The 23,215-nt window shown below is 65.0% G+C and carries 19 protein-coding genes; 16 read left to right on the top strand and 3 right to left on the bottom strand.

Annotated features, from left to right (window positions below; translation table 11 throughout):
• Nucleotides 1-79 precede the first annotated feature (79 nt).
• From ACCD03_RS18320 to ACCD03_RS18305, 4 genes are all read left to right on the top strand, one after another.
• Nucleotides 80-1,075 (top strand): LacI family DNA-binding transcriptional regulator, encoded by a 996-nt coding sequence (locus ACCD03_RS18320; RefSeq protein WP_325649681.1) that lies wholly within the window; start codon nucleotides 80-82, stop codon nucleotides 1,073-1,075.
• 82 nt (nucleotides 1,076-1,157) lie between these two features.
• Nucleotides 1,158-3,254: a molybdopterin oxidoreductase family protein gene (locus tag ACCD03_RS18315; protein WP_325649680.1), complete on the top strand. Its 2,097-nt coding sequence runs from the start codon at nucleotides 1,158-1,160 to the stop codon at nucleotides 3,252-3,254.
• Nucleotides 3,255-3,264: 10 nt separating this feature from the next.
• Nucleotides 3,265-4,362 carry an aminopeptidase gene (locus ACCD03_RS18310; protein WP_325649678.1) on the top strand — a complete coding sequence of 366 codons (1,098 nt, stop codon included), beginning with the start codon at nucleotides 3,265-3,267 and terminating at the stop codon, nucleotides 4,360-4,362.
• A 150-nt stretch (nucleotides 4,363-4,512) separates the two neighbouring features.
• Nucleotides 4,513-6,222 carry a long-chain fatty acid--CoA ligase gene (locus ACCD03_RS18305; RefSeq protein WP_325649676.1) on the top strand — a complete coding sequence of 570 codons (1,710 nt, stop codon included), beginning with the start codon at nucleotides 4,513-4,515 and terminating at the stop codon, nucleotides 6,220-6,222.
• Nucleotides 6,223-6,299: 77 nt separating this feature from the next.
• On the opposite strand, the gene trhA is transcribed toward ACCD03_RS18305, so the two are convergent.
• Entirely contained in the window at nucleotides 6,300-6,917 is a 618-nt protein-coding gene (gene trhA / locus ACCD03_RS18300; protein WP_045204752.1) for a PAQR family membrane homeostasis protein TrhA, read from the bottom strand.
• A gap of 43 nt (nucleotides 6,918-6,960) precedes the next feature.
• Between trhA and arfB the strand changes: the two genes are divergently transcribed.
• Nucleotides 6,961-7,395: an alternative ribosome rescue aminoacyl-tRNA hydrolase ArfB gene (arfB, locus tag ACCD03_RS18295; protein ID WP_413412476.1), complete on the top strand. Its 435-nt coding sequence runs from the start codon at nucleotides 6,961-6,963 to the stop codon at nucleotides 7,393-7,395.
• Nucleotides 7,396-7,416: 21 nt separating this feature from the next.
• On the opposite strand, the gene ACCD03_RS18290 is transcribed toward arfB, so the two are convergent.
• Together ACCD03_RS18290 and ACCD03_RS18285 are read right to left on the bottom strand one after the other, a co-directional pair.
• Nucleotides 7,417-8,733: an MFS transporter gene (locus ACCD03_RS18290; RefSeq protein WP_413412475.1), complete on the bottom strand. Its 1,317-nt coding sequence runs from the start codon at nucleotides 8,731-8,733 to the stop codon at nucleotides 7,417-7,419.
• 186 nt (nucleotides 8,734-8,919) lie between these two features.
• On the bottom strand, nucleotides 8,920-10,101 hold the full coding sequence (locus ACCD03_RS18285; RefSeq protein ID WP_045204754.1) for a porin: 1,182 nt from the start codon (nucleotides 10,099-10,101) through the stop codon (nucleotides 8,920-8,922).
• Nucleotides 10,102-10,480: 379 nt separating this feature from the next.
• Here ACCD03_RS18285 and coq7 point away from each other — a divergent pair, with 379 nt between their 5' ends.
• From coq7 to murG, 11 genes are all read left to right on the top strand, one after another.
• Nucleotides 10,481-11,131 (top strand): 2-polyprenyl-3-methyl-6-methoxy-1,4-benzoquinone monooxygenase, encoded by a 651-nt coding sequence (coq7, locus tag ACCD03_RS18280; RefSeq protein ID WP_413412474.1) that lies wholly within the window; start codon nucleotides 10,481-10,483, stop codon nucleotides 11,129-11,131.
• 395 nt (nucleotides 11,132-11,526) lie between these two features.
• A complete protein-coding gene (gene mraZ / locus ACCD03_RS18275) occupies nucleotides 11,527-11,955 on the top strand; it encodes a division/cell wall cluster transcriptional repressor MraZ (protein WP_024979191.1) in 429 nt (142 codons plus the stop codon).
• A gap of 9 nt (nucleotides 11,956-11,964) precedes the next feature.
• Nucleotides 11,965-12,924: a 16S rRNA (cytosine(1402)-N(4))-methyltransferase RsmH gene (gene rsmH / locus ACCD03_RS18270; RefSeq protein WP_045204756.1), complete on the top strand. Its 960-nt coding sequence runs from the start codon at nucleotides 11,965-11,967 to the stop codon at nucleotides 12,922-12,924.
• Nucleotides 12,925-12,943: 19 nt separating this feature from the next.
• Nucleotides 12,944-13,288, top strand: coding sequence for a cell division protein FtsL (gene ftsL / locus ACCD03_RS18265; protein ID WP_045204757.1), 345 nt, complete (start codon nucleotides 12,944-12,946; stop codon nucleotides 13,286-13,288).
• Nucleotides 13,285-15,072 carry a peptidoglycan D,D-transpeptidase FtsI family protein gene (locus ACCD03_RS18260; RefSeq protein ID WP_253542966.1) on the top strand — a complete coding sequence of 596 codons (1,788 nt, stop codon included), beginning with the start codon at nucleotides 13,285-13,287 and terminating at the stop codon, nucleotides 15,070-15,072. The genes ftsL and ACCD03_RS18260 overlap by 4 nt, the downstream gene beginning before the upstream one ends.
• Entirely contained in the window at nucleotides 15,069-16,613 is a 1,545-nt protein-coding gene (locus ACCD03_RS18255) for a UDP-N-acetylmuramoyl-L-alanyl-D-glutamate--2,6-diaminopimelate ligase (protein WP_413412473.1), read from the top strand. The genes ACCD03_RS18260 and ACCD03_RS18255 overlap by 4 nt, the downstream gene beginning before the upstream one ends.
• Nucleotides 16,610-18,046 carry a UDP-N-acetylmuramoyl-tripeptide--D-alanyl-D-alanine ligase gene (locus tag ACCD03_RS18250; RefSeq protein ID WP_413412472.1) on the top strand — a complete coding sequence of 479 codons (1,437 nt, stop codon included), beginning with the start codon at nucleotides 16,610-16,612 and terminating at the stop codon, nucleotides 18,044-18,046. Before ACCD03_RS18255 ends, ACCD03_RS18250 begins: the two co-directional genes overlap by 4 nt.
• Before the next feature lie 15 nt (nucleotides 18,047-18,061).
• A complete protein-coding gene (mraY, locus tag ACCD03_RS18245; protein ID WP_024979185.1) occupies nucleotides 18,062-19,231 on the top strand; it encodes a phospho-N-acetylmuramoyl-pentapeptide-transferase in 1,170 nt (389 codons plus the stop codon).
• Nucleotides 19,232-19,374: 143 nt separating this feature from the next.
• Nucleotides 19,375-20,874 (top strand): UDP-N-acetylmuramoyl-L-alanine--D-glutamate ligase, encoded by a 1,500-nt coding sequence (murD, locus tag ACCD03_RS18240; protein WP_325649685.1) that lies wholly within the window; start codon nucleotides 19,375-19,377, stop codon nucleotides 20,872-20,874.
• A complete protein-coding gene (ftsW, locus tag ACCD03_RS18235) occupies nucleotides 20,871-22,112 on the top strand; it encodes a putative lipid II flippase FtsW (protein ID WP_232041084.1) in 1,242 nt (413 codons plus the stop codon). The genes murD and ftsW overlap by 4 nt, the downstream gene beginning before the upstream one ends.
• Nucleotides 22,109-23,209 (top strand): undecaprenyldiphospho-muramoylpentapeptide beta-N-acetylglucosaminyltransferase, encoded by a 1,101-nt coding sequence (gene murG / locus ACCD03_RS18230; protein ID WP_325649660.1) that lies wholly within the window; start codon nucleotides 22,109-22,111, stop codon nucleotides 23,207-23,209. The genes ftsW and murG overlap by 4 nt, the downstream gene beginning before the upstream one ends.
• The last annotated feature ends 6 nt before the right edge of the window (nucleotides 23,210-23,215 follow it).

The raw sequence follows: 23,215 nt of genomic DNA, 5'->3' as shown, positions 1-23,215 counted from the left end.
GGTTTCCCTAGGAGGTTGGAACATTGGAGGCAAGGCGGTCATTCGCTATGATGACGCATTCTTTGGAAACGATTTCAATATGACGGTTCGAATCAAGGACGTAGCGGCGGCAGCGGGGGTGTCGGTGGCAACGGTGTCACGCGCGCTTGCCGGCGGCCCCGTGAGCGCAGAACTGCGCCGGCGCGTCGATGCGGCGGTGGCAGCGTCCGGGTATCGGCCGAACCTGTCGGCGCGGCGGCTGCGCTCGCAGCAGGCGCAGACCGTCGGGCTGATCGTGTCCGACATCCGCAACCCGTTCTTCACCAGCGTCAGCCGGGCGGTGGAAGACGCGGCCTACGCCGCCGGCCTGCGCGTCATCCTTTGCAATTCCGACGAAGACCCTGAGAAGGAGGCGATGTACCTGCGTCTGATGGAGGAGGAGCGCGTGACCGGCGTGATCCTCTCGCCGACGCGCGGCATTGCCGAAGCGCAGCAACCGGTGCATCTCGGCTATCCGGTCGTGCTGATCGACCGTGCGGGCCCGGCCTGTGGGACCGATGCTGTGGTCCTCGACAACCAGCAGGCCGCGCAAGCGCTGGCTGAGCATCTCGCTGCGCAAGGCTACCGGCGTATCGGCGGCTTGTTCGGGCGGACAAGTAGCACGGGCGCTGAACGCCAGGCCGGATTTGCGACGGCGCTGGCGCGCCACGGCATGACGCTGGAGGCACGCTTCATCCTGCCCACTGCCGAGGCGGCGGAGGCCGAGACGCTGGCATGGCTGTCCGGCGCACAACGTGAGCGGCCCGACGCGCTGGTTGCGAGTAACGCGCAATCGCTGCTTGGCGTGCTGCGTGCGTTGCGCAAGCTTTCGCTGGACGTGCCTCGCGACATCGCCGTGGCGGGCTTTGACAACGAGCCTTGGACGGAACTCGCCGGCCCGGGCATCACCGTGATCGAACAGCCGGTCTACGACATTGGCCGCATGGCCATGGCAATGCTGCAGGACCGCCTCGCCCAGCCGGCCTTGCCGACGCGTCGCGTGCTGCTCACGGGGCGACTCGTCACGCGCGGCTCCACACCGCTGCGAAGCCCCTAGCAGGCGATTACAATTTCCGGATACCTGCGGCTGGGCGATGACACCAACATGCGCCAGCCGCCACCCAATCCGGAGCCCCTTGATGTCCACCCAAGTCATCCGTGCCGCCTGCCCGCACGACTGCCCCGACACCTGCGCCTTGCTCGTCACCGTCGAGGACGGCCGCGCCACCCGCGTGCAGGGCGATCCGGACCACCCGACGACGGCCGGCGTGCTGTGCACCAAGGTCAATCGGTATGCAGAGCGCACGTACCACCCGAACCGCCTGCTGACGCCGATGAAGCGCGTGGGCGCCAAGGGCGAGGGCAAGTTCGAACCGATTTCGTGGGACGAGGCCATCGACACCATCGCCACACGCCTGGGCGACATTGCTGCGCGCAATCCGGAGGCCATCCTTCCGTACAGCTATGCCGGCACGATGGGCCTAGTGCAGGGCGAGAGCATGGCTGCGCGCTTCTTCCATAAGCTCGGGGCATCGCTGCTCGATCGCACGATCTGCGCATCGGCCGGCGCGACGGCGCTGCGCTACACCTACGGCGCTAGCCTCGGCATGGACATCGAGCACGTGCAGGACGCCAAGCTGATCCTGATCTGGGGCGCCAATCCGATCGCGTCGAACCTGCATTTCTGGACACGCGCGCAAGAAGCCAAACGGCGCGGCGCCACACTCGTCGCCATCGACCCGTATCGCTCGCTGACGGCCGAGAAGTGCCATCGCCATCTGGCGGTGCGCCCCGGTACCGATGCGGCGCTTGCGCTGGCGATGATCCACGTGTTGATCCGTGATGACCTGCTCGACCACGAGTACATCGCCAACCATACGCTGGGCTTCGATGCGCTGCGTGAACGCGCGCAGCAATACACGCCGGAATATGCGGCCACGCTGTGCGGGGTGGACGCGGCGGATATCGAGTGGCTCGCCAAGCTGTACGGCACGACCGTCGTGCGTGACAAGCAGCCGGCGGCCATTCGCCTGAATTACGGCATGCAGCGCGCGCATGGCGGCGGGCAGGGCGTGCGCGCGGTCGCATGCCTGCCGTCGCTGGTGGGCGCGTGGCGCGATGCGGCGGGTGGCCTGCAACTGTCGACGTCCGGTTTCTTCCCCATCGACAACGCGAAGCTGCAGCGCCCTGACTTGCTGCCGACGTGGCCCCGCATGCCGCGCACGATCAACATGAGCACCATCGGCGATGCGCTGCTGCATGCGGGCGATGCGTCGTTCGGGCCGAAGGTCGAGGCGGTGGTCGTCTACAACAGCAACCCCGTGGCGGTGGCGCCGGACTCGCGCAAGGTCGCCGCCGGATTTGCACGCGAAGATCTCTTCACCGTGGTGCTGGAGCATTTCCAGACCGACACGGCCGACTACGCCGACATCCTGCTGCCCGCGACCACGCAGCTCGAACACGTCGATGTGCACAAGGCTTATGGCCACACCTACGTGCTGGCTAACAATGCTGCCATTGCGCCGATGGGCCAGTCGCTGCCGAACACGGAGATCTTCCGCCGTATTGCGCAGCGCATGGGCCTCACGGATGCGTGTTTTGCCGATTCCGACGACGACATCGCCGCCCAGGCCGTGCGCCGTGACGACCCGGCCGCCGCGCACATCGACTGGGCCACGCTCAAGCGTGAGGGTTGGCAGAAGCTGGCGCACCCGGCCGCGCCGCTGGCACGTGGCGGCTATCGCACGCCGTCCGGCCGCTGCGAGTTCTATTCCGAACAGATGGCCAAAGACGGACTCGACCCGCTTCCCGGCTATGTGCCGCCGCATGAGTCGGCCATCAGCACGCCAGAGCTGGCCAAGCGCTATCCGCTGTCGATGATCTCGCCGCCGGCGCGCAACTTCCTGAACTCCACTTTCGTCAACGTCGACAGCCTGCGCAACACCGAAGGCGAGCCGCATCTCGACATCCACCCCGACGATGCAAAGGCACGCGGTGTCGTCGATGGCGAACTGGTCCGCATCTTCAACGATCGCGGCACCATGCAGGCGCGCGCCCGCGTGACCGACCGTGCGCGGCGCGGCGTGGTCGTCGGCCTGTCGATCTGGTGGAAGAAGCTCGCGCCCGATGGCACCAACGCGAACGAGCTGACCAGCCAGCGGCTGACCGACATGGGGCGTGCGCCTACCTTCTATGATTGCCTGGTCGAGGTCGCGCCGTTGGCACAGGCCGCCTGACGGGGCCGTCATGCGTGCCGCCCGCGCGCTGTGCCTTGCGCTGTCGCTTGCCGGTTCGGCCTTGCTGGCCGGCTGCGACACGGTCGGCTATTACTATCAGTCGGTCAGCGGACATCTTTCGCTGATGGCGCAGCGGGAGTCGATCGACCAAGCCATCGACAACGCGCGGCAGGCCCACAACGACAAGCTCGCCAAGCGCCTGGAAGATGCGCGCAGCATTCGCATCTATGCCTCGCGCGAGCTGGGCTTGCCTGACAACGGCAGCTATCGCGTCTACGCCAATCTCAAGCGCCCCTTTGCGGTATGGAACGTATTTGCCGCGCCCGAGCTGTCGGTCAAGCTCAAGGAATGGTGTTTCCTCGTCGTCGGCTGCGTGACCTATCGCGGGTATTACGACCGCAACGCCGCCATGGCCTACGCCGATACCTTGCGCGCCCAAGGCCTGGACGTGGATGTGGCCGGCATTCCTGCGTATTCCACACTGGGTTATTTCGACGACCCGCTGCTCAATACCTTCGTCGGCCTGCCCGAGGGCGAGCTGGCGCGGCTGATTTTTCATGAGCTGGCGCATCAGGTCGTCTACGCAAAGGGCGATACGGCGTTCAACGAATCGTTTGCCACCACGGTGGAAACCATTGGCGTCGAACGCTGGCTGGCCGATGCTGCCACGCCGGAAATTCGCGCGGAATACGCCACGTACGACGCCCGGCGCGTACAATTCCGCGCCCTGCTGCTGGCGTACCGCAACCGGCTCGAGGCGCTGTATGCGAGCCCCGTCTCGGACGATGAGAAGCGCTCCGGAAAACGCGCCATCTTCGCGAGCCTGCAGGCCGATTACGCCAAGCTCAAAGCAAGCTGGGGCGGTTATACCGGTTACGACCGCTGGTTTGCGCAGCCGCTGTCGAACGCGCATCTGGGGGCAGTCGCGAGCTACCTGGAATGGGTGCCGGCGTTCACGGCGCTATACCACCGCGACGGTGGCGACTGGGCGCGCTTCTATGCCGACGTCAAAGCCATGGCGAGCGAATCGAAACAACAGCGCGAGGTAGCACTGCGGGTGCTCGCGCCTGCGGCGATGGCCAAGTCGGAGGGCATCACGCAAAAGTGATGCCAAGATCGTTTTCCGCACCAGTTTCAAGCAGCCTGGACCGGCTGAGGGAACTGTCTAAGTTATTGTTTTGACACAGACATCCGCGTAGGATGCCGAAAAAAACGAACGACCATTCGAAAAAATCGACAATCGCCAGGAGACACACCCATGGATAAGCCGTGGCTGAAGCAGTACCCCGCTGGGGTGCCGGCCGAGATCGATGCATCGCAGTATCGATCGCTGGCCCATCTGCTTGAGGATTCTTTCCAGAAGAACCGCAACCGCCGTGCATTTGAATGCATGGGCAAGGTGCTGACCTACGGCGAGCTGGATACGCTTTCGCGCCAACTGGCGGCGTGGCTGCAATCGCGCGGTCTGGCACCGGGCGCGCGCGTCGCGCTGATGATGCCGAACGTGCTGCAGTACCCGGTGGCGCTGGCCGCCGTGCTGCGCGCCGGCTATGTGGTCGTCAACGTCAATCCGCTCTATACCCCGCGCGAACTGGAACACCAGCTCAAGGACAGCGGCGCGGAAGCCATCATCATCCTGGAGAACTTCGCGACGACGCTGCAGCAGGTGCTGCCCAATACACCGATCAAGCACATCGTGGTGGCCAGCATGGGCGACATGCTTGGCGGGCTCAAGGGCATGCTGGTCAATTTCGTCGTGCGCAGCGTCAAGAAGATGGTGCCGGCGTGGGAACTGCCCAGCTGCATCCGCTTCAACACCGCGCTGCAAGCGGGCGCCAAGCAGACGCTCAAGCCCACCTCCGTGGGCCCCGACGACGTGGCCTTCCTGCAATACACGGGTGGGACGACCGGCGTATCGAAGGGCGCGACGCTGCTGCATCGGAACATCGTCGCCAACGTGCTCCAGTCCGAAGCCTGGATGAACCCGGCGCTCACCAAGCCCGGCCGCGACGGCCGCATGCTGGCCCCCGACGAAGAGATCATCACGATCACCGCGCTGCCGCTGTATCACATCTTCGCGCTGACGGTGTGCTGTCTGCTGTCGATGCGCAAGGGCGGGCTGGCGGTGTTGATTCCGAACCCGCGCGACATCCCCGGCTTCATCAAGGTGCTCAAGCAGTACCGCTTCCACATGTTCCCGGCCGTGAACACGCTGTACAACGCGCTGCTGAACAACCCCGAGTTCAAGGATGTCGACTGCTCGAACCTGCGCGTGGCCAACGGCGGCGGCATGGCGGTGCAGGAAGCTGTTGCCAAGAAGTGGCTCGAAGTGACCGGCTGCCCGATCATCGAAGGCTATGGTCTGTCGGAAACCTCGCCGTCGGCCATTTGCAACCCGACCGATACCGACAAGTTTTCGGGCACCGTGGGGTTGCCGATTCCGGGCACTGAAATCGCCATTCGCGACGACGAAGGCCGCGATCAGCCGATCGGCCAGCCGGGCGAAATCTGCATCCGCGGCCCGCAGGTCATGGCCGGTTACTGGAAGCGCCCGGACGAGACCGCCAAGGTCATGTACGCCGACGGTTTCTTCAAGACCGGCGACGTGGGCGTGATGGACGAGCGCGGTTACACCAAGATCGTCGATCGCAAGAAGGACATGATCCTGGTGTCGGGCTTCAACGTGTACCCGAACGAGATCGAAGGCGTGGTGGCGATGTGCCCGGGCGTGCTGGAAGTGGCCGCCGTGGGCGTGCCCGACGTGCATTCCGGCGAAGTGGTGAAGCTGTTCGTGGTGCGCCGCGATCCGACGCTCACGGAGCAGAAGCTGCAGGAGTTCTGTAAGGAACAGCTCACCGGCTACAAGCGCCCGAAGTTCATCGAGTTCCGCAACGAGCTGCCGAAGACCAACGTCGGCAAGATCCTGCGCCGCGAACTGCGCGACGAGGCGATGAAGAAGCGTGCCTGAGTCTGCGTAGCCGCAAAGAAAAAGCCGCGATTCGTCGCGGCTTTTTCTTTAGTCCGGTACTAGGAAGGCGGGGCCGGTCAGCCCACGTACAGGAGGATGCTGACGAACTGACAAGCGCTGCCTGCCAGCACAAACAGATGCCAGATGCCGTGGAAGTGCCGCACCTTCTCGTCAAAGAGAAAGAAGCCGATGCCAGCCGTATAAAGCGCGCCGCCCGCTACCAGCCACCACAGGCCCGGCGCAGGCAACGCGGCCGCCAGTGGCCCCATGGCAATCAGCACCAGCCAGCCCATCACCACGTAAATCAGCAGTGAGAACAGGCGCGTGCGGTGGCCGATCCAGAGTTCCTGTGCAATGCCGATGGCTGCCAGCGCCCAGTTGATGCCGAACAGCGCCCAGCCCCAGGGGCCGCGCAGCGTCACTAGCGCAAACGGTGTGTAGCTACCGGCGATCAACAGGTAGATGGCGCAATAGTCCAGCCGCTGGAAGATGCTTTTGGCGGGGCCGCGCAGGCTGTGATACAGCGTGGAAATTGTGTAGAGCAGGACGAGCGTGGTGCCGTACACCACGGAGCTAACGACCTTCCACGCGTCGTGGTGCAGTGCGGATGACGTTACCAGAACGGCCATACCCCCGGCGGCAAGGATGGCTCCGGCCAGGTGGCTGAAGCCGTTGAAACGTTCTCCGTGATACATGCGCTGATCTCCAGAAAAACCCGGTTCTTCCTACAATGCCCCAATGCCCGGCACCGATCTCAAAATCACTCCCCAATTGTCCATTCCGGAGTCCGAGCTGGTCGAGCGCTTTGTGCGCGCAAGCGGGGCGGGGGGGCAAAACATCAACAAGGTATCGACGGCGGTGGAGTTGCGCTTTGACATCGCCCAATCGCCGTCGTTGCCGGAGGCATTGCGGACTCGCCTGTTGGGAAAGCGCGACCGGCGCTTGACCGATGAAGGCGTGATTGTGATCGATGCGCAACGGTTTCGCACGCAGGACCGCAATCGCCAGGACGCCCGTGAACGTCTGGCCGCATTCATTGCGACGGGGCTTTCGGTGCCGAAGTCGCGCATCGCCACCAAGCCTACGCGCGCTTCCAAGACGCGCCGTCTGGAAGGCAAGCGCGCGCGTGGCGACGTCAAGCGTGGTCGCTCGGGCCGCCACTCGTGGGATTAAGCGCGTTGCGATGCGGGGTCCTTACATCAGCCGGGTATCGCGCGTCTCGCGCATGCACAGCACGCCGATCAGGCTGACTACCGCGGCGGCCGACACATACATGCCTACCCAGCTCAGGCCGCCTTGCTCGGCCAGCTTCTGCGCGATATACGGCGCAATCGACGCGCCCAGAATGCCGCCCAGGTTGTACGACACGCCGGCGCCTGTGTAGCGCACGTTGGTCGGAAACAGTTCTGGCAGCAGCGCGCCCATCGGCGCGAAGGTCACGCCCATCAGGAACAACTCGATGATGAGGAACAGCGCCACCAGCGGCGTCTGCCCACTACCCAGCAGTGGCGCCATCGTAAAGCCCGACAGGATGGCCGCGATGATGCCGACCATAAGCACCGGCTTGCGCCCGAAGCGGTCCGACGCCCACGCCGACAGCGGCGTCGCCAGCCCCATGAACACCACCGCCAGGCACAGCAGCCCCAGGAAGCTCGGGCGCGAGAAATGCAGCGTGCCCACGCCGTACGACAGCGAGAACACCGTCGAGATATAGAACAAGGTGTAGCAGACCACCATGGCCAGCGCACCCAGCAGCGTCGGCCACCAGTGGTGCGCCAGCAGCGTGGCGACCGGCACCTTCACGCGCTCCTGCCGGTCGATGGCGGCTTGGAAGGCCGGGGTCTCGGCGATCTTCAATCGCACATACAGGCCCAGCGCTACGAGCACTGCGCTGACCAGGAACGGCACGCGCCAGCCCCAACTGCGGAACTGCTCGTCCGACAGTGCGATCGCCAGTCCGAAGAAGAGGCCGTTCGATGCCAGGAATCCGACCGACGGGCCGAGCTGAGGAAACATGCCGAACCAGGCGCGTTTGCCGGCCGGTGCATTCTCAGTTGCCAGCAGCGCCGCGCCGCCCCATTCACCGCCCAAGCCAATGCCCTGGCCAAAGCGCAGCACACACAGCAGGATCGGTGCAAGGGTGCCGATGCTGTCGTACCCCGGCACCAGCCCGATCAGCGTGGTCGAAATGCCCATCACCAGCAGCGACGCCACCAGCGTCGACTTGCGCCCGATGCGATCGCCAAAGTGGCCGAACAGGAACGAGCCGATTGGCCGCGCAATAAAGGCGATGCCGAATGTGACGAACGCCGACAGCGCTTGTGCGGCGGCAGAGCCATGCGGAAAGAACACCGGCCCAATGACCAGTGCCGCGGCTGTCGCGTAGACATAGAAATCGTAGAACTCGATGGCCGTGCCGATGAAGCTCGCAAAGACGATGCGCGAGCGGCTGGCGTCGGCGGCCGCGCCGGGGGCGGCGGGCGCCATGGTTGGAGATGTCGAAGAGGACATGCGGGTCTCCGGTTAGGTTGGCGTTGTTGTCGTTATGAAGTGCCGCTCGTTGTTGTGCCGATGTTCTGCTGGCCGGCGGCGGGCTCGGTCGCAGGAGCATAGCGCGCGGCCATGCAAAAAGGCACCCGAAGGTGCCTTTCTGCGCCCGCCAAGGAGAGGGGCGGCGGGCAAAAACCAAAGCGTGCGTCAGAACTTGTGGCGCACACCCACTGCCACACCAACCTGGTTATCCGAGTTCGGTGTGATGAAGTACGTCTGCGATGCAGCCGGCAGATAGCCCACCGACGTTTGTGCACCCGTTGCCGGGTTGGTCGCGTAGCCGATCGAATCCCAGTTCAGCGAACCATTGCGCGAATACGCTGCCGTCAGGTACACGTCGGTACGCTTCGAGAAGTTGTAATCGGCAATGAAGTTCCACTGCTGCGGGTTGCGCGGGTTGATCGTGGCGCCGCCGATGGTCGCTTCCTTGATGTTGTCGTAGTAGTACGACAGCGTCAGGCCCAGTGCCGGGGTGGCCTGGTAGTTCACACCCAGCCAGTACAGGTCGTCGCGGTGCGGCGTCAGTGCTGCAGTGGCGCCGCTGGAGGGCGCTTCGGTGTTGCCATAGCGGAAGCCTGCCATCACCTTGACGGGGCCCGTGGTGTAGCTGGCTGCAATGGCAGCGCGCTTGTCGCGGGCATATTCGTTGCCGCCCGACAGACCCAGCGCTTCTGCGGCCGTCAGCACCTTCACTTCGTCATACGCGACGCCCAAGCCAAACGGGCCAGCGAAGTAGTTCGCGCCGGCGCCGTAGGCCGAGTTGGCCGTGTTGCTGCCCGTACGCTCGCCGAACGCCCAGTGGGCTTCGACCGTCAGCGGACCGAATGCAGCGCCATACTTGATCATGTTGTCTTCGCGGAAGTTCGCACCCAGCAGGCCGACCACCGGCTCCCACTGCGTGGCATAACCGCTCGGCGAGAAGTTCGCCATCATGTCGAAGATCGTCGTGTACTGACGACCCAGCGTGATCTTGCCCCAGTTGCCCTGCAGGCCCACAAACGCCTGCCGGCCGAACAGACGGCCACCTTGCTGCAGCGTGCCGGTGTCCATGCCGAAGCCCGATTCCAGCACGAACAGGCCCTTGAGCCCGCCGCCGATGTCTTCAACGCCACGCAAGCCCCAGCGGTTTGAAGACAGGCCGCCCGCCTGCATCGCAAGGCGCGATCCGCTGCTGCCCGGAATGGCCACCCCCGCCGCAGTCACGGCCTGCTCATGGTTGACGTATTCGACGTTCGCGTCGACCACGCCGTACAGCGTCACACTCGACTGAGCCTGCGCAACACCCGCAAACGTGCCCAGCACTGCCAATGCCAGCAGCGATTTCTTCATCGGTCGGTCTCCAGATCTTTAATTTTGAGTTCAGTGGCAGGCAGACCCTCCGTTCCCGTCTTCCCGCCCCATGACTTTCAAACGAAGTCGCTGACTAATGTAGCAACGCGGTACTGGGCTCGGTCGAAATTTGCGAACGAATGTTCGTAAACGCGCGTTTGCTGTCTGATCCCGGCAACAGGCTGTTTCCGATTTTGAAATAGATCGCCGATGGGCATGCTCGATTCCTTGCGGATTTAGATGCGATCCGCGCGCCAACAGGGTTATCCCGTACAGTAGTGTTTGGTCGGCCGGGCTCTGATCGAACGCAATGTCCCGCTCGGTGTCGGCCTTACAATGACGATCGCGCCGCACGCCATTGTCGGCGGTGCTCGTACCTATGCTCGACCGCTTCATCCCCGAATTCGACCGCGCCCTGCGCGCTGTGGCAGGCGTCACCCGCGCCAGCCGACCGAACCCTGCTGACGCCGTTATCGTGTCCACCTCTGCCGATAGGGCCGACAACGCGACCAAGCTTTCCGAGGCCGACCGCCGCCATGCTGCCGGCCTGATGCGCGTGAACCATGTCGGCGAGGTCTGCGCCCAGGCCCTGTACCAGGGGCAGGCGCTGTTTGCCCGGGATCCGGCCATCCGGGTCCAGCTCGACGAAGCCGCGCGTGAAGAAGAAGACCATCTCGCCTGGTGCGCCCAGCGCCTGCAGGAATTGAACGACCGCCCGAGTCTGCTCAATCCGCTGTGGTATGCCGGCGCTTTCGCCATCGGCGCGGTGGCCGGACGCCTCGGCGACAAGATCAGCCTTGGCTTCGTCGCCGAGACCGAGCGCCAGGTCGAGCATCACCTCGACAGCCATCTCGATACATTGCCCGAACAGGACACCCGCTCGCGCGCCATCGTTGCCCAGATGCGCGACGACGAAATCCGCCACGGCGACAACGCGCGCCAGGCTGGTGGCATTGATCTGCCTGCGCCGATCCGCCAAGCCATGCGTGCCGCGTCACGCGTCATGACCACCGCCGCCTACCGCATCTGATGGGCGTGTCGCGTGTCGCGCGGGTCGATCGGCCCGACGACGACACGGCGCACGCTCCCCCATTCGCCCGACCTCTGCCGCCTGCGGTCTGCGCCTCGAACCGGGGCGCTGTCGCTCGCCGTTCTCTCACGTGGTTTCTACATAAACCACGCTATCTCCTTCATTTGATTGGGAAAAGTGACATGACTCCTCTGGCGGGGTGCGCTAAGTCATTGTTCTGATTGCAAATTTTCCGTCTCCCAGGCCTCCGCAAGCCTTGACCGCCTAAAGTCGTTCCTCTAAAGTGGGAAACAGTGTCAGAAAGTGTGGTTTTGTGGTTCAAAGAGGCCGTTTTCGGGGCCAGTTGACGGCAAGGTAAGTGGCGATCAAGTCGCCGCACGGAGAGAGAAACCAACGTGTTCCAGGGTGCGTCGGCGCTGACGCTGGATGCCAAAGGGCGGATGTCCATTCCGTCGCGGCACCGCGAAGCGCTCCAGCTGCAGGCCGAAGGCCGGGTGACTGTGACCAAGCACCCGGACGGTTGCCTCATGCTGTTTCCGCGCCCCGAGTGGGAACGCTTTCGCGAGCGCATCGCTGCGCTGCCGATGGAAGCCCACTGGTGGAAACGGATCTTTCTAGGCAGCGCCGCCGATGTCGAACTCGATACCGCCGGCCGCGTCCTCATCACCCCAGAACTGCGCACGGCTGCCTCCCTTGAACGTGACGTGATGCTGCTCGGCATGGGCAGCCACTTCGAAGTCTGGGACGCCGCTACGTACACCGCGAAGGAGCAAGCCGCCATGGCGCAAGGCATGCCCGACGCCCTCAAGAATTTCTCCTTTTGATGACGCTCGATGACAACCCAAGCCAGTGCGGGACTGCGCCATCAGACGGTGCTCTTAGACGAAGCGGTCGATGCGCTCATCTGGCGCGACGACGGCATCTATATCGATGGAACCTTCGGGAGAGGCGGGCACAGCCGGCTCATCCTGGAACGGCTGGGGCCCGGCGGCAGACTTGTCGCCTTCGACAAGGACCCAGCAGCAATCACCGAAGCGGGCACCGTAGAGGATGCCCGCTTCGCTATTGAGCATGACAGCTTCGCGCAGATGGCCTCGGCTCTGGATGCGCGCGGCATTGAACGGGTGGCCGGCGTGCTGCTCGATCTCGGCATCAGCTCGCCGCAGATCGACGAAGGCGCACGTGGCTTCTCGTTCCGGATGGATGGCCCGCTCGACATGCGGATGGACACCACGCGCGGCATCACCGCAGCCCAATGGCTGGCCGAGGCTGATGAGCGCGACATTGCGAGGGTGATACGGGACTATGGGGAAGAACGGTTTGCTGTACAGATTGCAAAGGCGATTGTTGCTCGCCGGAGCCAATCCGGGGATCGAGGTCCTCTCGATCGCACATCCGAGCTTGCCGCGCTCGTGGCGCAAGCCGTCAAAACACGCGAGAAGGGCCAAGACCCTGCGACCCGCACCTTTCAAGCTTTACGGATTCACGTCAATCAAGAGCTTGCGGACCTCGAAACCGGTCTGAAGGCCGCCTTTGAACGCCTGGAGCAGGGGGGACGTCTCGTCGTGATCAGCTTCCATTCGCTGGAAGACCGCATCGTCAAGCGCTTCATGCAGGCCCTGGCGCGCCCGGAGCAATCCGCCGCGCCGGAACTGCGTCGGGCGCCGCTGCGTGCGCATGAGCTGCCGGCGCCGCAGTTGCGCCTGCTTGGCCGCGTGAAGCCGTCGGAGGCCGAGGTGTCGGCCAACCCGCGTGCGCGCTCGGCCATCATGCGCGTGGCCGAGCGTTGCTGAGCCGACGGAGACGCACGCCATGAACCGCCTGAACATGTTCCTGCTGACTGCGCTGGTGCTGTGCGCGCTGTCGCTGGTCAACGCACAACATCAGGCACGGCAACTGTTTGTCGAGCTGGATCGCGCGCAGGCGGAAGAGAAGCAACTCAACACGGACTGGTCGCGCCTGCAATATGAGCAGAGCGCGCTGGGCAAGAGCGCTCGCATTGCCGACATCGCGAGCAAGCAATTGAAGATGTCGCCCGCGCAAGCAGGGCGCACACAGTATCTGCAGGGGTTTGCCGATTTGCCGGCAGCAGGGACGCCCTCCGGGGCTTCCTCGGCGGCGGCCAGCGCGCCCACGGCTTCCGGAGTACAGCCATGAGTGGCGCACGCAAATCCAACGGCACCACGGCGCGCGCGCGCCTGGGCCAGTTCTCCGCCAGCCCGGTGCTGGGCCTGCGCTTGCCGATGTGGCGCTCGAAGCTGGTCGTGTTCCTGATGTTCGCAGCGTTCCTGGCGCTGATCGGCCGTGCGCTGTGGATTCAAGGTCCTGGCAACCGCTTTTATGAGGCCGAGGGCAAGAAGCGCTTCCAGCGCACGCTGGAGCTGCCGGCCACGCGCGGCAAGATTCTCGATCGCAATGGCTTGGTGCTGGCCACGAGCCTGCCCGTGAAGGCCATCTGGGCCGTGCCCGAAGACGTGCCCAACAACGTGCCTGGCGAAGACATGAAGAAGCTCGGCAAGCTGCTCGGCATGAGCGACAAGGAGCTTTCGGGCAAGCTGGGCGAAGACAAGGGCTTCGTGTATCTCAAGCGCCAGGTGCTGCCCGAGGTGGCCGACCAGATCGCCGCGCTGAAGATCGAAGGCATCTATCAGACGCGTGAGTACAAGCGCTTCTACCCGGAAGGCGAGGCGATGGCGCACATCGTCGGGTTCACCAACGTCGAGGACAAAGGCCAGGAAGGCATGGAGCTGGCGCGTGAGTCCGACCTCGCGGGTGCCGCCGGCCAGCGTCAGGTGATCAAGGATCGGCTGGGCCGCGTGGTGGAAGACGTTGGCGTGCTCAAGGCCCCACGTGATGGGCATGATCAGACGCTGTCAATCGACGCCAAGATCCAGTACCTGACCTTCAACGAGTTGAAGGCCGCCATTGAGCGTACCCGCGCAAAGGCCGCCAGTGCGATCGTGCTGGATGCCCAGACCGGCGAGGTGCTGGCGCTCGCCAACTACCCGACCTACAACCCGAACGACCGCAGCCGCCTCTCGGGCGAGCAACTGCGCAATCGCGTGCTCACCGACACCTTCGAGCCCGGCTCGATGATGAAGCCGATCACGATCAGCCTGGCTCTACAGCTCAAGCGCGTGACGCCCACCACGCTGGTGCAGACCAACGGCAAATACAGCTTTGAAGGCGCGACCATTTCCGATACCGGCAACTACGGCACGCTGACGGTCGCCCAGGTGATCCAGCACTCCAGCAACATCGGCACGACCAAGATCGCGATGATGCTCAAGCCGCAGGAAATGTGGGACATGTTCACCAGCGTTGGCTTGGGGCAGGCGCCGAAGATCGGCTTCCCGGGCGCGGTGGCAGGGCGGCTGCGCCCGGCAAACAAATGGCGCCGCATCGAGCAGGCGACCATGTCGTACGGCTACGGCCTGTCGGTGTCGCTGTTCCAGATTGCACATGCGTACACCATCTTCGCGCACGATGGCGAACTGATTCCGATCACGATGTACCGCACCGACGGCCAGCCGCCGCAGGGCGAGCGCGTGATCTCGCCGGAGGTGGCACGGCAGGTCCGTCAGATGCTCGAGACAGTGACGGCCCCCGGCGGCACCGCACCGCAGGCGCAGGTGATGGGCTACCGCGTCGGCGGGAAGACCGGCACGGCGTGGAAGCACACCGCGCGCGGCTATGACCGCTCCAAGTATCGCGCCTCGTTTATTGGTCTGGCGCCCATGTCGAACCCGCGCATCATCGTGGCGGTGAGCGTGGACGAGCCGACCGTGGGTAACCGCTATGGCGGCGGCGCGGCCGGCCCCGTGTTCTCTCAAATCGCGGGCGGCACCCTGCGGGCGCTGAACGTGCCGCCGGATTCGCCGGTGCGGCAGCTCGTGATGACCCCAGACGTGCCGGAAGAGCCGGTAGGGGGGCTGCAATGACAGCTAAGCCCACTTCTGACCGCCCGACCATCGCCGCGCGTCTTGCGCCCGTGGTGGGCTGGCTGCGCGCCCAGGCGCCGGCAGGTGCCGACCTCACCAGCGACACGCGCAAGCTCAAGACCGGCGATGTGTTCGTCGCCTACGTGCTCGGAAATATGCGCCAGCGTGGCGATGGCCGTCCGCATATTCCGCAGGCGATCGAAGCTGGCGCTTCCGCCGTGCTGGCCGAAGCCCATGGCTACGCAATGCCCGCAGACGCGCCCGTGCGCATCCTGCCCGTGGACGGCCTGGCTGAACTGGCCGGGCCGCTGGCGGCGCAGTGGTACGGCGTGCCGGGCCCGGACGCCTTGCGTGTGATTGGCGTGACGGGCACCAACGGAAAGACTTCGTGTTCGCAATGGATTGCGCAGGCGCTGACCAAACACGGCCAGCGTTGCGCAGTGGTGGGTACGCTTGGCACTGGGTTTGTCGATGCGCTGGCCATTACCGGCTTTACCACGCCGGATGCCATCCAGCTGCAGCACAGCCTCGCCGATCTGCACCGCGCAGGTGCCCGCGCCATCGCCATGGAAGTGTCGTCGCATGGTCTGGAGCAAGGCCGCGTCGATGGCACCTGCTTTGACATCGCGGTGTTCACCAACCTCACGCAGGATCACCTCGACTACCACGGCACGATGGCCGAGTACGAACTCGCCAAGGCGCGCCTGTTCGGCTGGCCGGGCCTGCGGGCAGCCGTCATCAACCGCGACGACGCGGCCGGTGTGCGCTTGTTGCAGAACGCCCGCGCCGATGTCGAAACCATCGAATACGGCATCGACGGCGAAGCCGTTGCGCAGCACGGTGCCAAGCAATGGCTGCGCGCCAGCAACGTGCGCGCGCATCGCACCGGAACGACATTCGACGTAGATGGCAGCTTTGGCCACGCGACCGTCCATGCGCCTACCGTCGGCCTGTTCAACGTATCGAATCTCCTCGGTGTGCTGGGCGCACTGCTGGCGGCCGGCGTGCCGTGGCAGGACGCCATCGCGCGCCTGGAAAAACTGCAGCCCGTGAGCGGCCGCATGGAGCGTTTCGGCGGCGAAGACGGTCCGTTGGTGGTGGTCGATTACGCCCACACGCCGGACGCGCTGGAGCAGACCCTGTGCGCACTCGCGCCGATTACCGAAGCGCGCGGCGGCAAGCTGTGGGCCGTGTTCGGCTGCGGCGGCGACCGCGACCCCGGCAAGCGTCCGCAGATGGGCGCCATCGCCGAGCGGTTGGCGCCGCACGTTGTGCTGACCTCCGACAACCCGCGCAGCGAAGATCCGCAGCACATCCTCGACGAGATCGCCGACGGCATGGATAACCCGCGCGCTGCCACCCAGATCGAAGACCGTGCGGCCGCCATCCTGCATGCCGTGCGACACGCCGATGCGCATGACGTGATCGTCGTGGCGGGCAAGGGGCACGAATCGACGCAGGAGATTGCTGGTCGCAAGCGACCATTCTCCGATCAGGAACATGTGCGTCTGGCGCTTGCAGCCCGCGGGGTGAACGCATGATCGCCCCGACCGTGATGATGCACGCCACCGACGCCGCTGCCTGGATGGCGGGCGCCCATCTGGCGGGCCCCGACGCGGCCATTTTGCGCGTGACAACCGACAGCCGCGCAGTGCAGCCCGGCGACCTGTTCGTCGCGCTGATCGGCGAGCGTTTCGACGCGCACGATTTCCTGCCCGAGGTGGTGGCGCGTGGCGCTGCCGCCGTGCTGGTGTCGCGCGCGCCGCCTGCCACGCTGGATATGACGAAGGTGGCCGTGCTGACCGTTGCCGATACGCGCATCGGCCTGGGTCAACTTGCCGCCGGCTGGCGCCGTCAGTTCCCGATTCCGGTCGTTGCCGTGACGGGCAGCAACGGCAAGACGACGGTCAAGGAAATGATCTCGGCGATCTTCGCGCAGGCCGTCGGTGAAGACGCCCGCCTGGCGACCGCCGGCAACTTCAACAACGACATCGGCCTGCCGCTCACGCTGTTCCGCTTGAACGCGCAACACAAGCTGGCCGTGCTCGAACTCGGCATGAACCATCCGGGCGAGACGGCTGTACTGGCTGCCATTGCCCAGCCCACCGTGGCGATGATCAACAACGCCCAGCGCGAGCACCAAGAGTTCATGGTCAGCGTGGAAGCGGTGGCTGAAGAACACGCCGCCGTGCTGGCCGCGTTGCCGGCCGATGGCGTGGCGGTGTTTCCGCGTGATGCGGCCAACGGTGGCGAATATGCGCCGGTGTGGCAAGCCGCGGCCGGTGCGCGCCGCGTGCTCGATTTCGGTATCGAGGCCGGGGCTGTGACGGGCACGGTGGTGGACACCGCCGACGGTCAACGCATCGATGTGCAGGCCCCTGGCCAGCGCTTCGTCATCACCTTGCCGCTGCTGGGTCTGCATAACGCACGCAATGCGCTGGCCGCAACGGCATGCGCGCTGGCCGCCGGTGTTGCCCCGGAGGTGATCGCACAAGCGCTGGGCAACTTCGCTCCGGTCAAGGGGCGGCTGCAGCGCAAGCAGGGCGCGCACGGCGGCCTCGTCATCGACGACACGTACAACGCGAACCCCGATTCGATGCGCGCGGCGATCGACGCGCTCGTCACGCTGCCGGCGCCGCGCTGCTTGGTGCTGGGTGACATGGGCGAGGTTGGCACGCAGGGTCCGGCATTCCACGAAGAAATCGGCGCTTATGCGCGCGAGCACGGCATCGACGCGGTGCTGGCAACCGGCGAGCTTGCGCGCCACACGGTCGACGCATTCGGCGCAGGGGCGCAGCATTTTGCGTCGGCGGAGGACTTGATTGAACACGGCGTGCCCGCCATTGCGCCGGCCGCGACGGTATTGGTGAAGGGCTCGCGCTTCATGCGGATGGAACGCATTGTGGAAGCGCTGGTCTTGAAAGACCCGGTAGCGGATTTGTCGGCCGGTTCCAGCACACAACAGCAGCATTAAGGGAAGCAAGAACCCATGTTATTGGCATTGGCGCAATGGTTGCAGAACGATTACGGCTTCCTGCGCGTCTTCAACTATCTGACGTTCCGCGCCGTGATGGCATCTCTCACGGCGCTGGTGATCGGCCTCGGGTTCGGGCCGTTTGTGATCCGTCGCCTGACGGAACTGAAAGTCGGCCAGGCTGTGCGCAGCTATGGTCCGCAGACGCACCTGGTCAAGGCCGGCACGCCCACCATGGGCGGTGTACTGGTGCTCATCGGCATTGCCGTGTCGACGCTGCTGTGGGCCGACTGGGGCAACCGCTTCATCTGGATCGTGCTGCTTGTGACGCTCGGCTACGGCGCGATCGGTTGGGTGGATGACTACCGCAAGGTCGTGCACCGTGATCCGAAGGGCATGTCTTCGCGCGAGAAATTTTTCTGGCAGACCGTGATCGGCCTGTTTGCGGCGGCATACCTGGCGTTCTCGGTGTCCGAGACGAGCAACATGCGCGTGCTTGAGCTGTTCATGGATTGGGTGCGCAGCGGTCTGTCACTGAACCTGCCGGCCAAGTCGCACCTGATCGTGCCGTTCTTCAAAGAGATCAGCTACCCGCTGGGCGTGTTCGGTTTCATCATCCTGACGTACCTCGTGATCGTCGGTTCCAGCAATGCCGTGAACCTGACCGATGGCCTCGATGGCCTGGTCATCATGCCGGTCGTGCTGGTGGGTAGCGCGCTGGGCGTGTTTGCCTACGTGATGGGCAGCGCCGTCTATAGCAAGTACCTGCTGTTCCCGCACATTCCGGGCGCAGGTGAGCTGCTGATCTTCTGCTCGGCGATGGCCGGGGCGGGGCTTGCCTTCCTGTGGTTCAACGCGCATCCGGCGCAGGTGTTCATGGGTGACGTCGGCGCGCTGGCGTTGGGCGGTGCGCTGGGCACCATCGCCGTGATCGTGCGTCAGGAAATCGTGCTCTTCATCATGGGCGGCATCTTCGTGGCCGAGACCGTCTCGGTGATGCTGCAGGTGACGTGGTTCAAGTTCACCAAGAAGCGTTATGGCGAAGGCCGGCGCCTGTTCCGCATGGCGCCGCTGCATCACCATTTCGAGCTCTCCGGCTGGAAGGAAACGCAAGTGGTCGTGCGCTTCTGGGTCATCACCATGATGCTGGTGCTGATTGGCCTGTCGACCCTGAAGCTGCGGTGAGCACGGATATGACCGACATGACCGAATCGATCAGCCCGGACGACATGGATGCCACGCAGCCGGAAGCGGCCGTGGACGCCGTTGTTGCGACGCTCGATTCCGCCGAGCCGATGCCCGCCGCTGAAACCGCGCAGGAGCCGCGCATGTTCGGCGAGTTCGACGCGCCGGTGGTGTTGGTGCTCGGCCTTGGTGAGTCCGGCCTGGCAATGGCGCGCTGGTGTGCCCGTCATGGCGCGCAAGTGCGTGTGGCCGATACGCGCGAGGCGCCGGCCAACCTGCCGACGCTGCGTGCGCACGTGCCGGACGCCGAGTTCGTGAGCGGCCCTTTCGCCGTGTCGCTGCTGAACGGCGTGACGCTGGTGGCGATCAGCCCCGGCCTGTCGCCTCTGGATGCCAACGTCGCCGCGCTGCTGAACGCCGCCAGTGAGCGCAGCGTGCCGGCGTGGGGCGAGATCGAATTGTTTGCGCGCGCGTTGGCGGGTCTCAAGGCCGCGCAAGGCTACACGCCGCGCGTGCTGGCCATCACCGGGACCAACGGCAAGACAACCACCACGGCGCTCACGGGCGCCTTGGTGGAGCGCGCCGGCAAGACCGTCGGCGTGGCGGGCAACATCAGCCCGTCGGCGCTCGATAAGCTCGGCGAATGCGTTGACGCAGGCACGCTGCCTGATGTGTGGGTGCTCGAGCTTTCCAGCTTCCAACTCGAAACCACGCACACACTGGACGCCGATGCCGCCACCGTCCTGAACATCACGCAGGACCACCTCGACTGGCACGGCACGATGGACGCCTATGCCGCGGCCAAGGGCCGGATCTTCGGCGCCAACACCGTGCGTGTGCTGAACCGTCAGGACGCCGGCGTGATGGCATTCGCCAGCAAGAAGGGCGGCGATATCACGTTCGGCATCGACGAGCCGGGCACGCCCGATGCGCTCGGCCTGCTGCGCGATGGCGGCATGCCCTGGATCGTATTGGCCGAAGCCGATGAGGACGATCTGCCCAAGCCCACGCGCCGCAAGAAAAGCGACAACGTGCCGGCCGCGCCGGTGGCTGTGCGCCTCAAACGCCTGATGCCCGCTGACGCACTGCGCATCCGGGGCTTGCACAACGCGACCAACGCGATGGCTGCGCTGGCACTGTGCCGCGCGATCGGCCTGCCGGTGAGCGCGCTGCTGCACGGCCTGCGCGACTACGCCGGTGAGCCGCACCGCGTCGAGCTGATCGCCGCATTTGACGACATCGAATTCTTCGACGATAGCAAGGGCACCAACGTCGGCGCGACGGTGGCTGCACTCTCAGGCTTGTCCAAGCATGTTGTGCTGATCGCCGGCGGTGAAGGCAAGGGACAGGACTTCTCGCCGCTCGCCGAGCCGGTCGGGCAATACGCGCGTGCCGTGGTGCTCATCGGCCGCGATGCGCCGCTGATTCGCGAGGCGCTGTCCAATACGGGCGTCACGCTGGTCGATGCCCCGACGCTGGAAGCCGCCGTGCAGGAAGCCGCCGCACACGCGCAACCCGGCGATGCCGTGCTGTTGTCGCCGGCATGTGCCAGCTTTGACATGTTCCGCAACTACGAACACCGCGCCCAGGTGTTCCACGAGGCCGTGGCCGCATTGGCGGCAGACCGAGGAGTCCTCCTATGAGCGACACCCAGATCAAGCGCAGCGGCTTCATCGGCGCGACCATCGGCAATGCGTGGGAGGGTCTGCGCGATGCGGTTTCGGGCGTCAAGCCCACGCGCTCGAAGATGATGGAGTACGACCAGCCGCTGATGTGGGTAGCGATCGTGCTGCTCGGCCTGGGGCTGGTGATGGTGTATTCGGCGTCGATCGCGTTGCCGGATTCGCCCAAGTACGCCAACTACAGCAACGGGCACTTCCTGATTCGCCACATTTTCTCGCTGGTGATCGGGCTCATCGGCGCAATCGTCGCATTCCAGATTCCGGTCAAGTTCTGGGACAAGTACGCACCGAAGCTTTTCATCATCGCGCTGGTGCTGCTGGTGATCGTGCTGGTACCTCACGTGGGCAAGGGCGTGAATGGTGCACGGCGCTGGCTGCCGCTGGGCGTTATGAACTTCCAGCCGTCCGAGCTGATGAAGCTGGCGGTGGTGCTGTACGCCGCCAACTACACCGTGCGCAAGCAGGACTGGATGCAGAGCGTGCGCAAGGGCTTCCTGCCGATGGGCGTGGCCGTGGCGTTTGTCGGCTCGCTGCTGCTGTTGGAGCCGGACATGGGCGCGTTCCTGGTGATCGCGGCTGTGGCCATGGGCATCCTGTTCCTGGGCGGCGTGAACGGCAAGCTGTTCGGCGGACTGGTGCTGACGGCAATTTCGACCTTCTCGCTGCTGATCGTGGCATCGCCCTGGCGGCGCGAGCGGATCTTCGCGTACCTCAACCCGTGGCAAGAGGAATACGCACAAGGCAAGGCGTACCAGCTCACGCACTCGCTCATCGCCTTCGGCCGTGGCGAGTGGACCGGCGTTGGCCTGGGCGGAAGCATCGAGAAGCTGCACTACCTGCCCGAGGCGCATACCGACTTCATCCTGGCCGTGATCGGCGAGGAGCTGGGCTTTGTCGGCGTGCTGATCGTGATCCTGCTGTTCTACTGGATGGTGCGTCGCTCGTTCGAGATCGGCCGTACCGCGCTGCAGCTAGACCGCACGTTCGCCGGCCTGGTCGCGAAGGGCCTGGGTATCTGGCTCGGCTGGCAGGCCTTCATCAACATGGGTGTGAACCTCGGCCTGCTGCCGACCAAGGGTCTGACGCTGCCGATGGTCAGCTACGGTGGCTCGGGCATCTTGATGAACTGCGTGGCGCTCGCGCTGTTGCTGCGCATCGACTATGAAAACCGCGTGCTGATGCGTGGGGGCAAGGTATGACGGCACGCGTTTCGGCCGATCTGACGCCGCGCACGCTCCTCGTCATGGCCGGCGGTACGGGCGGTCACATCTTCCCCGCGCTGTCGGTGGCCAAGCTGCTGGCCGGGCGCGGCTGGAGGGTGGTGTGGCTTGGTAACGCCAATGGCATGGAAGGCCAACTCGTACCCAAGCACGGCTTTCCGCTGGAGTCGGTGCAGTTTGGTGGCCTGCGCGGCAAGGGCCTCGTCACCAAGTTTCTGCTGCCGCTCAACCTGTTGCGCGCGTTCTGGCAGAGCCTCGGTGTGGTGCGTCGCGTGCGTCCGAACGTGGTGCTGGGCATGGGCGGCTATATCACGTTCCCGGGCGGCATGATGAGCGTGCTGTTGGGGCGCCCGCTGGTACTGCACGAACAGAATTCCATCGCAGGTCTGGCCAACCGCGTGCTCGCGCGCGTGGCCGATCGCGTGCTCTGTGCGTTTCCGAATGCGCTGTCCGGCGCCGAGTGGGTTGGCAACCCGATCCGCGCCGATCTGACCATGCTGGCTTCGCCGCAAGCGCGCTACGCCGAGCGAACCGGCCCGCTGCGCGTGCTGGTCGTGGGCGGCAGCCTGGGCGCGGCGGCGCTCAACGATGTGGTGCCCAAGGCGCTGGCGTTGCTGCCGGCCCACACGCGCCCGATCGTCATCCACCAGGCAGGCGCCAAGCAGATCGACACGCTGCGCGCCAACTATGCCGCCGCCGGCATTGACGATGCCCAGGCGCAGCCGGTGCCCTTCATCGACGACATGGCAGCTGCGTATGCGCACGCCGATCTCGTGATCTGCCGTGCGGGCGCAATGACTGTTTCAGAAGTGGCCGCGGCGGGTGTCGCGGCGCTGTTCGTGCCGTTCCCGCATGCCGTGGACGATCACCAGACCACCAACGCGCGCTTCCTCTCCGAGCGCGGGGCGGCGCTGTTGGTGTCGCAGCAGGAACTGGGTCCGGCATCGCTGGCAGATACACTCGCGTCCCTGACGCGTGCGCAATTGGCCGATATGGCGGCTAAAGCACGTGAGCAGGCTCGGCCCGAAGCGGCCGAGCGTGTCGCCGACGTGTGTGTAGCGGTGGCACGGGCATAGGGAATC

It is taken from the genome of Ralstonia sp. Ralssp135 (genome assembly GCF_047304345.1).
In the GTDB taxonomy this organism is placed as follows: domain Bacteria; phylum Pseudomonadota; class Gammaproteobacteria; order Burkholderiales; family Burkholderiaceae; genus Ralstonia; species Ralstonia chuxiongensis.
This window is presented reverse-complemented; position numbering and strand designations above follow the sequence as displayed.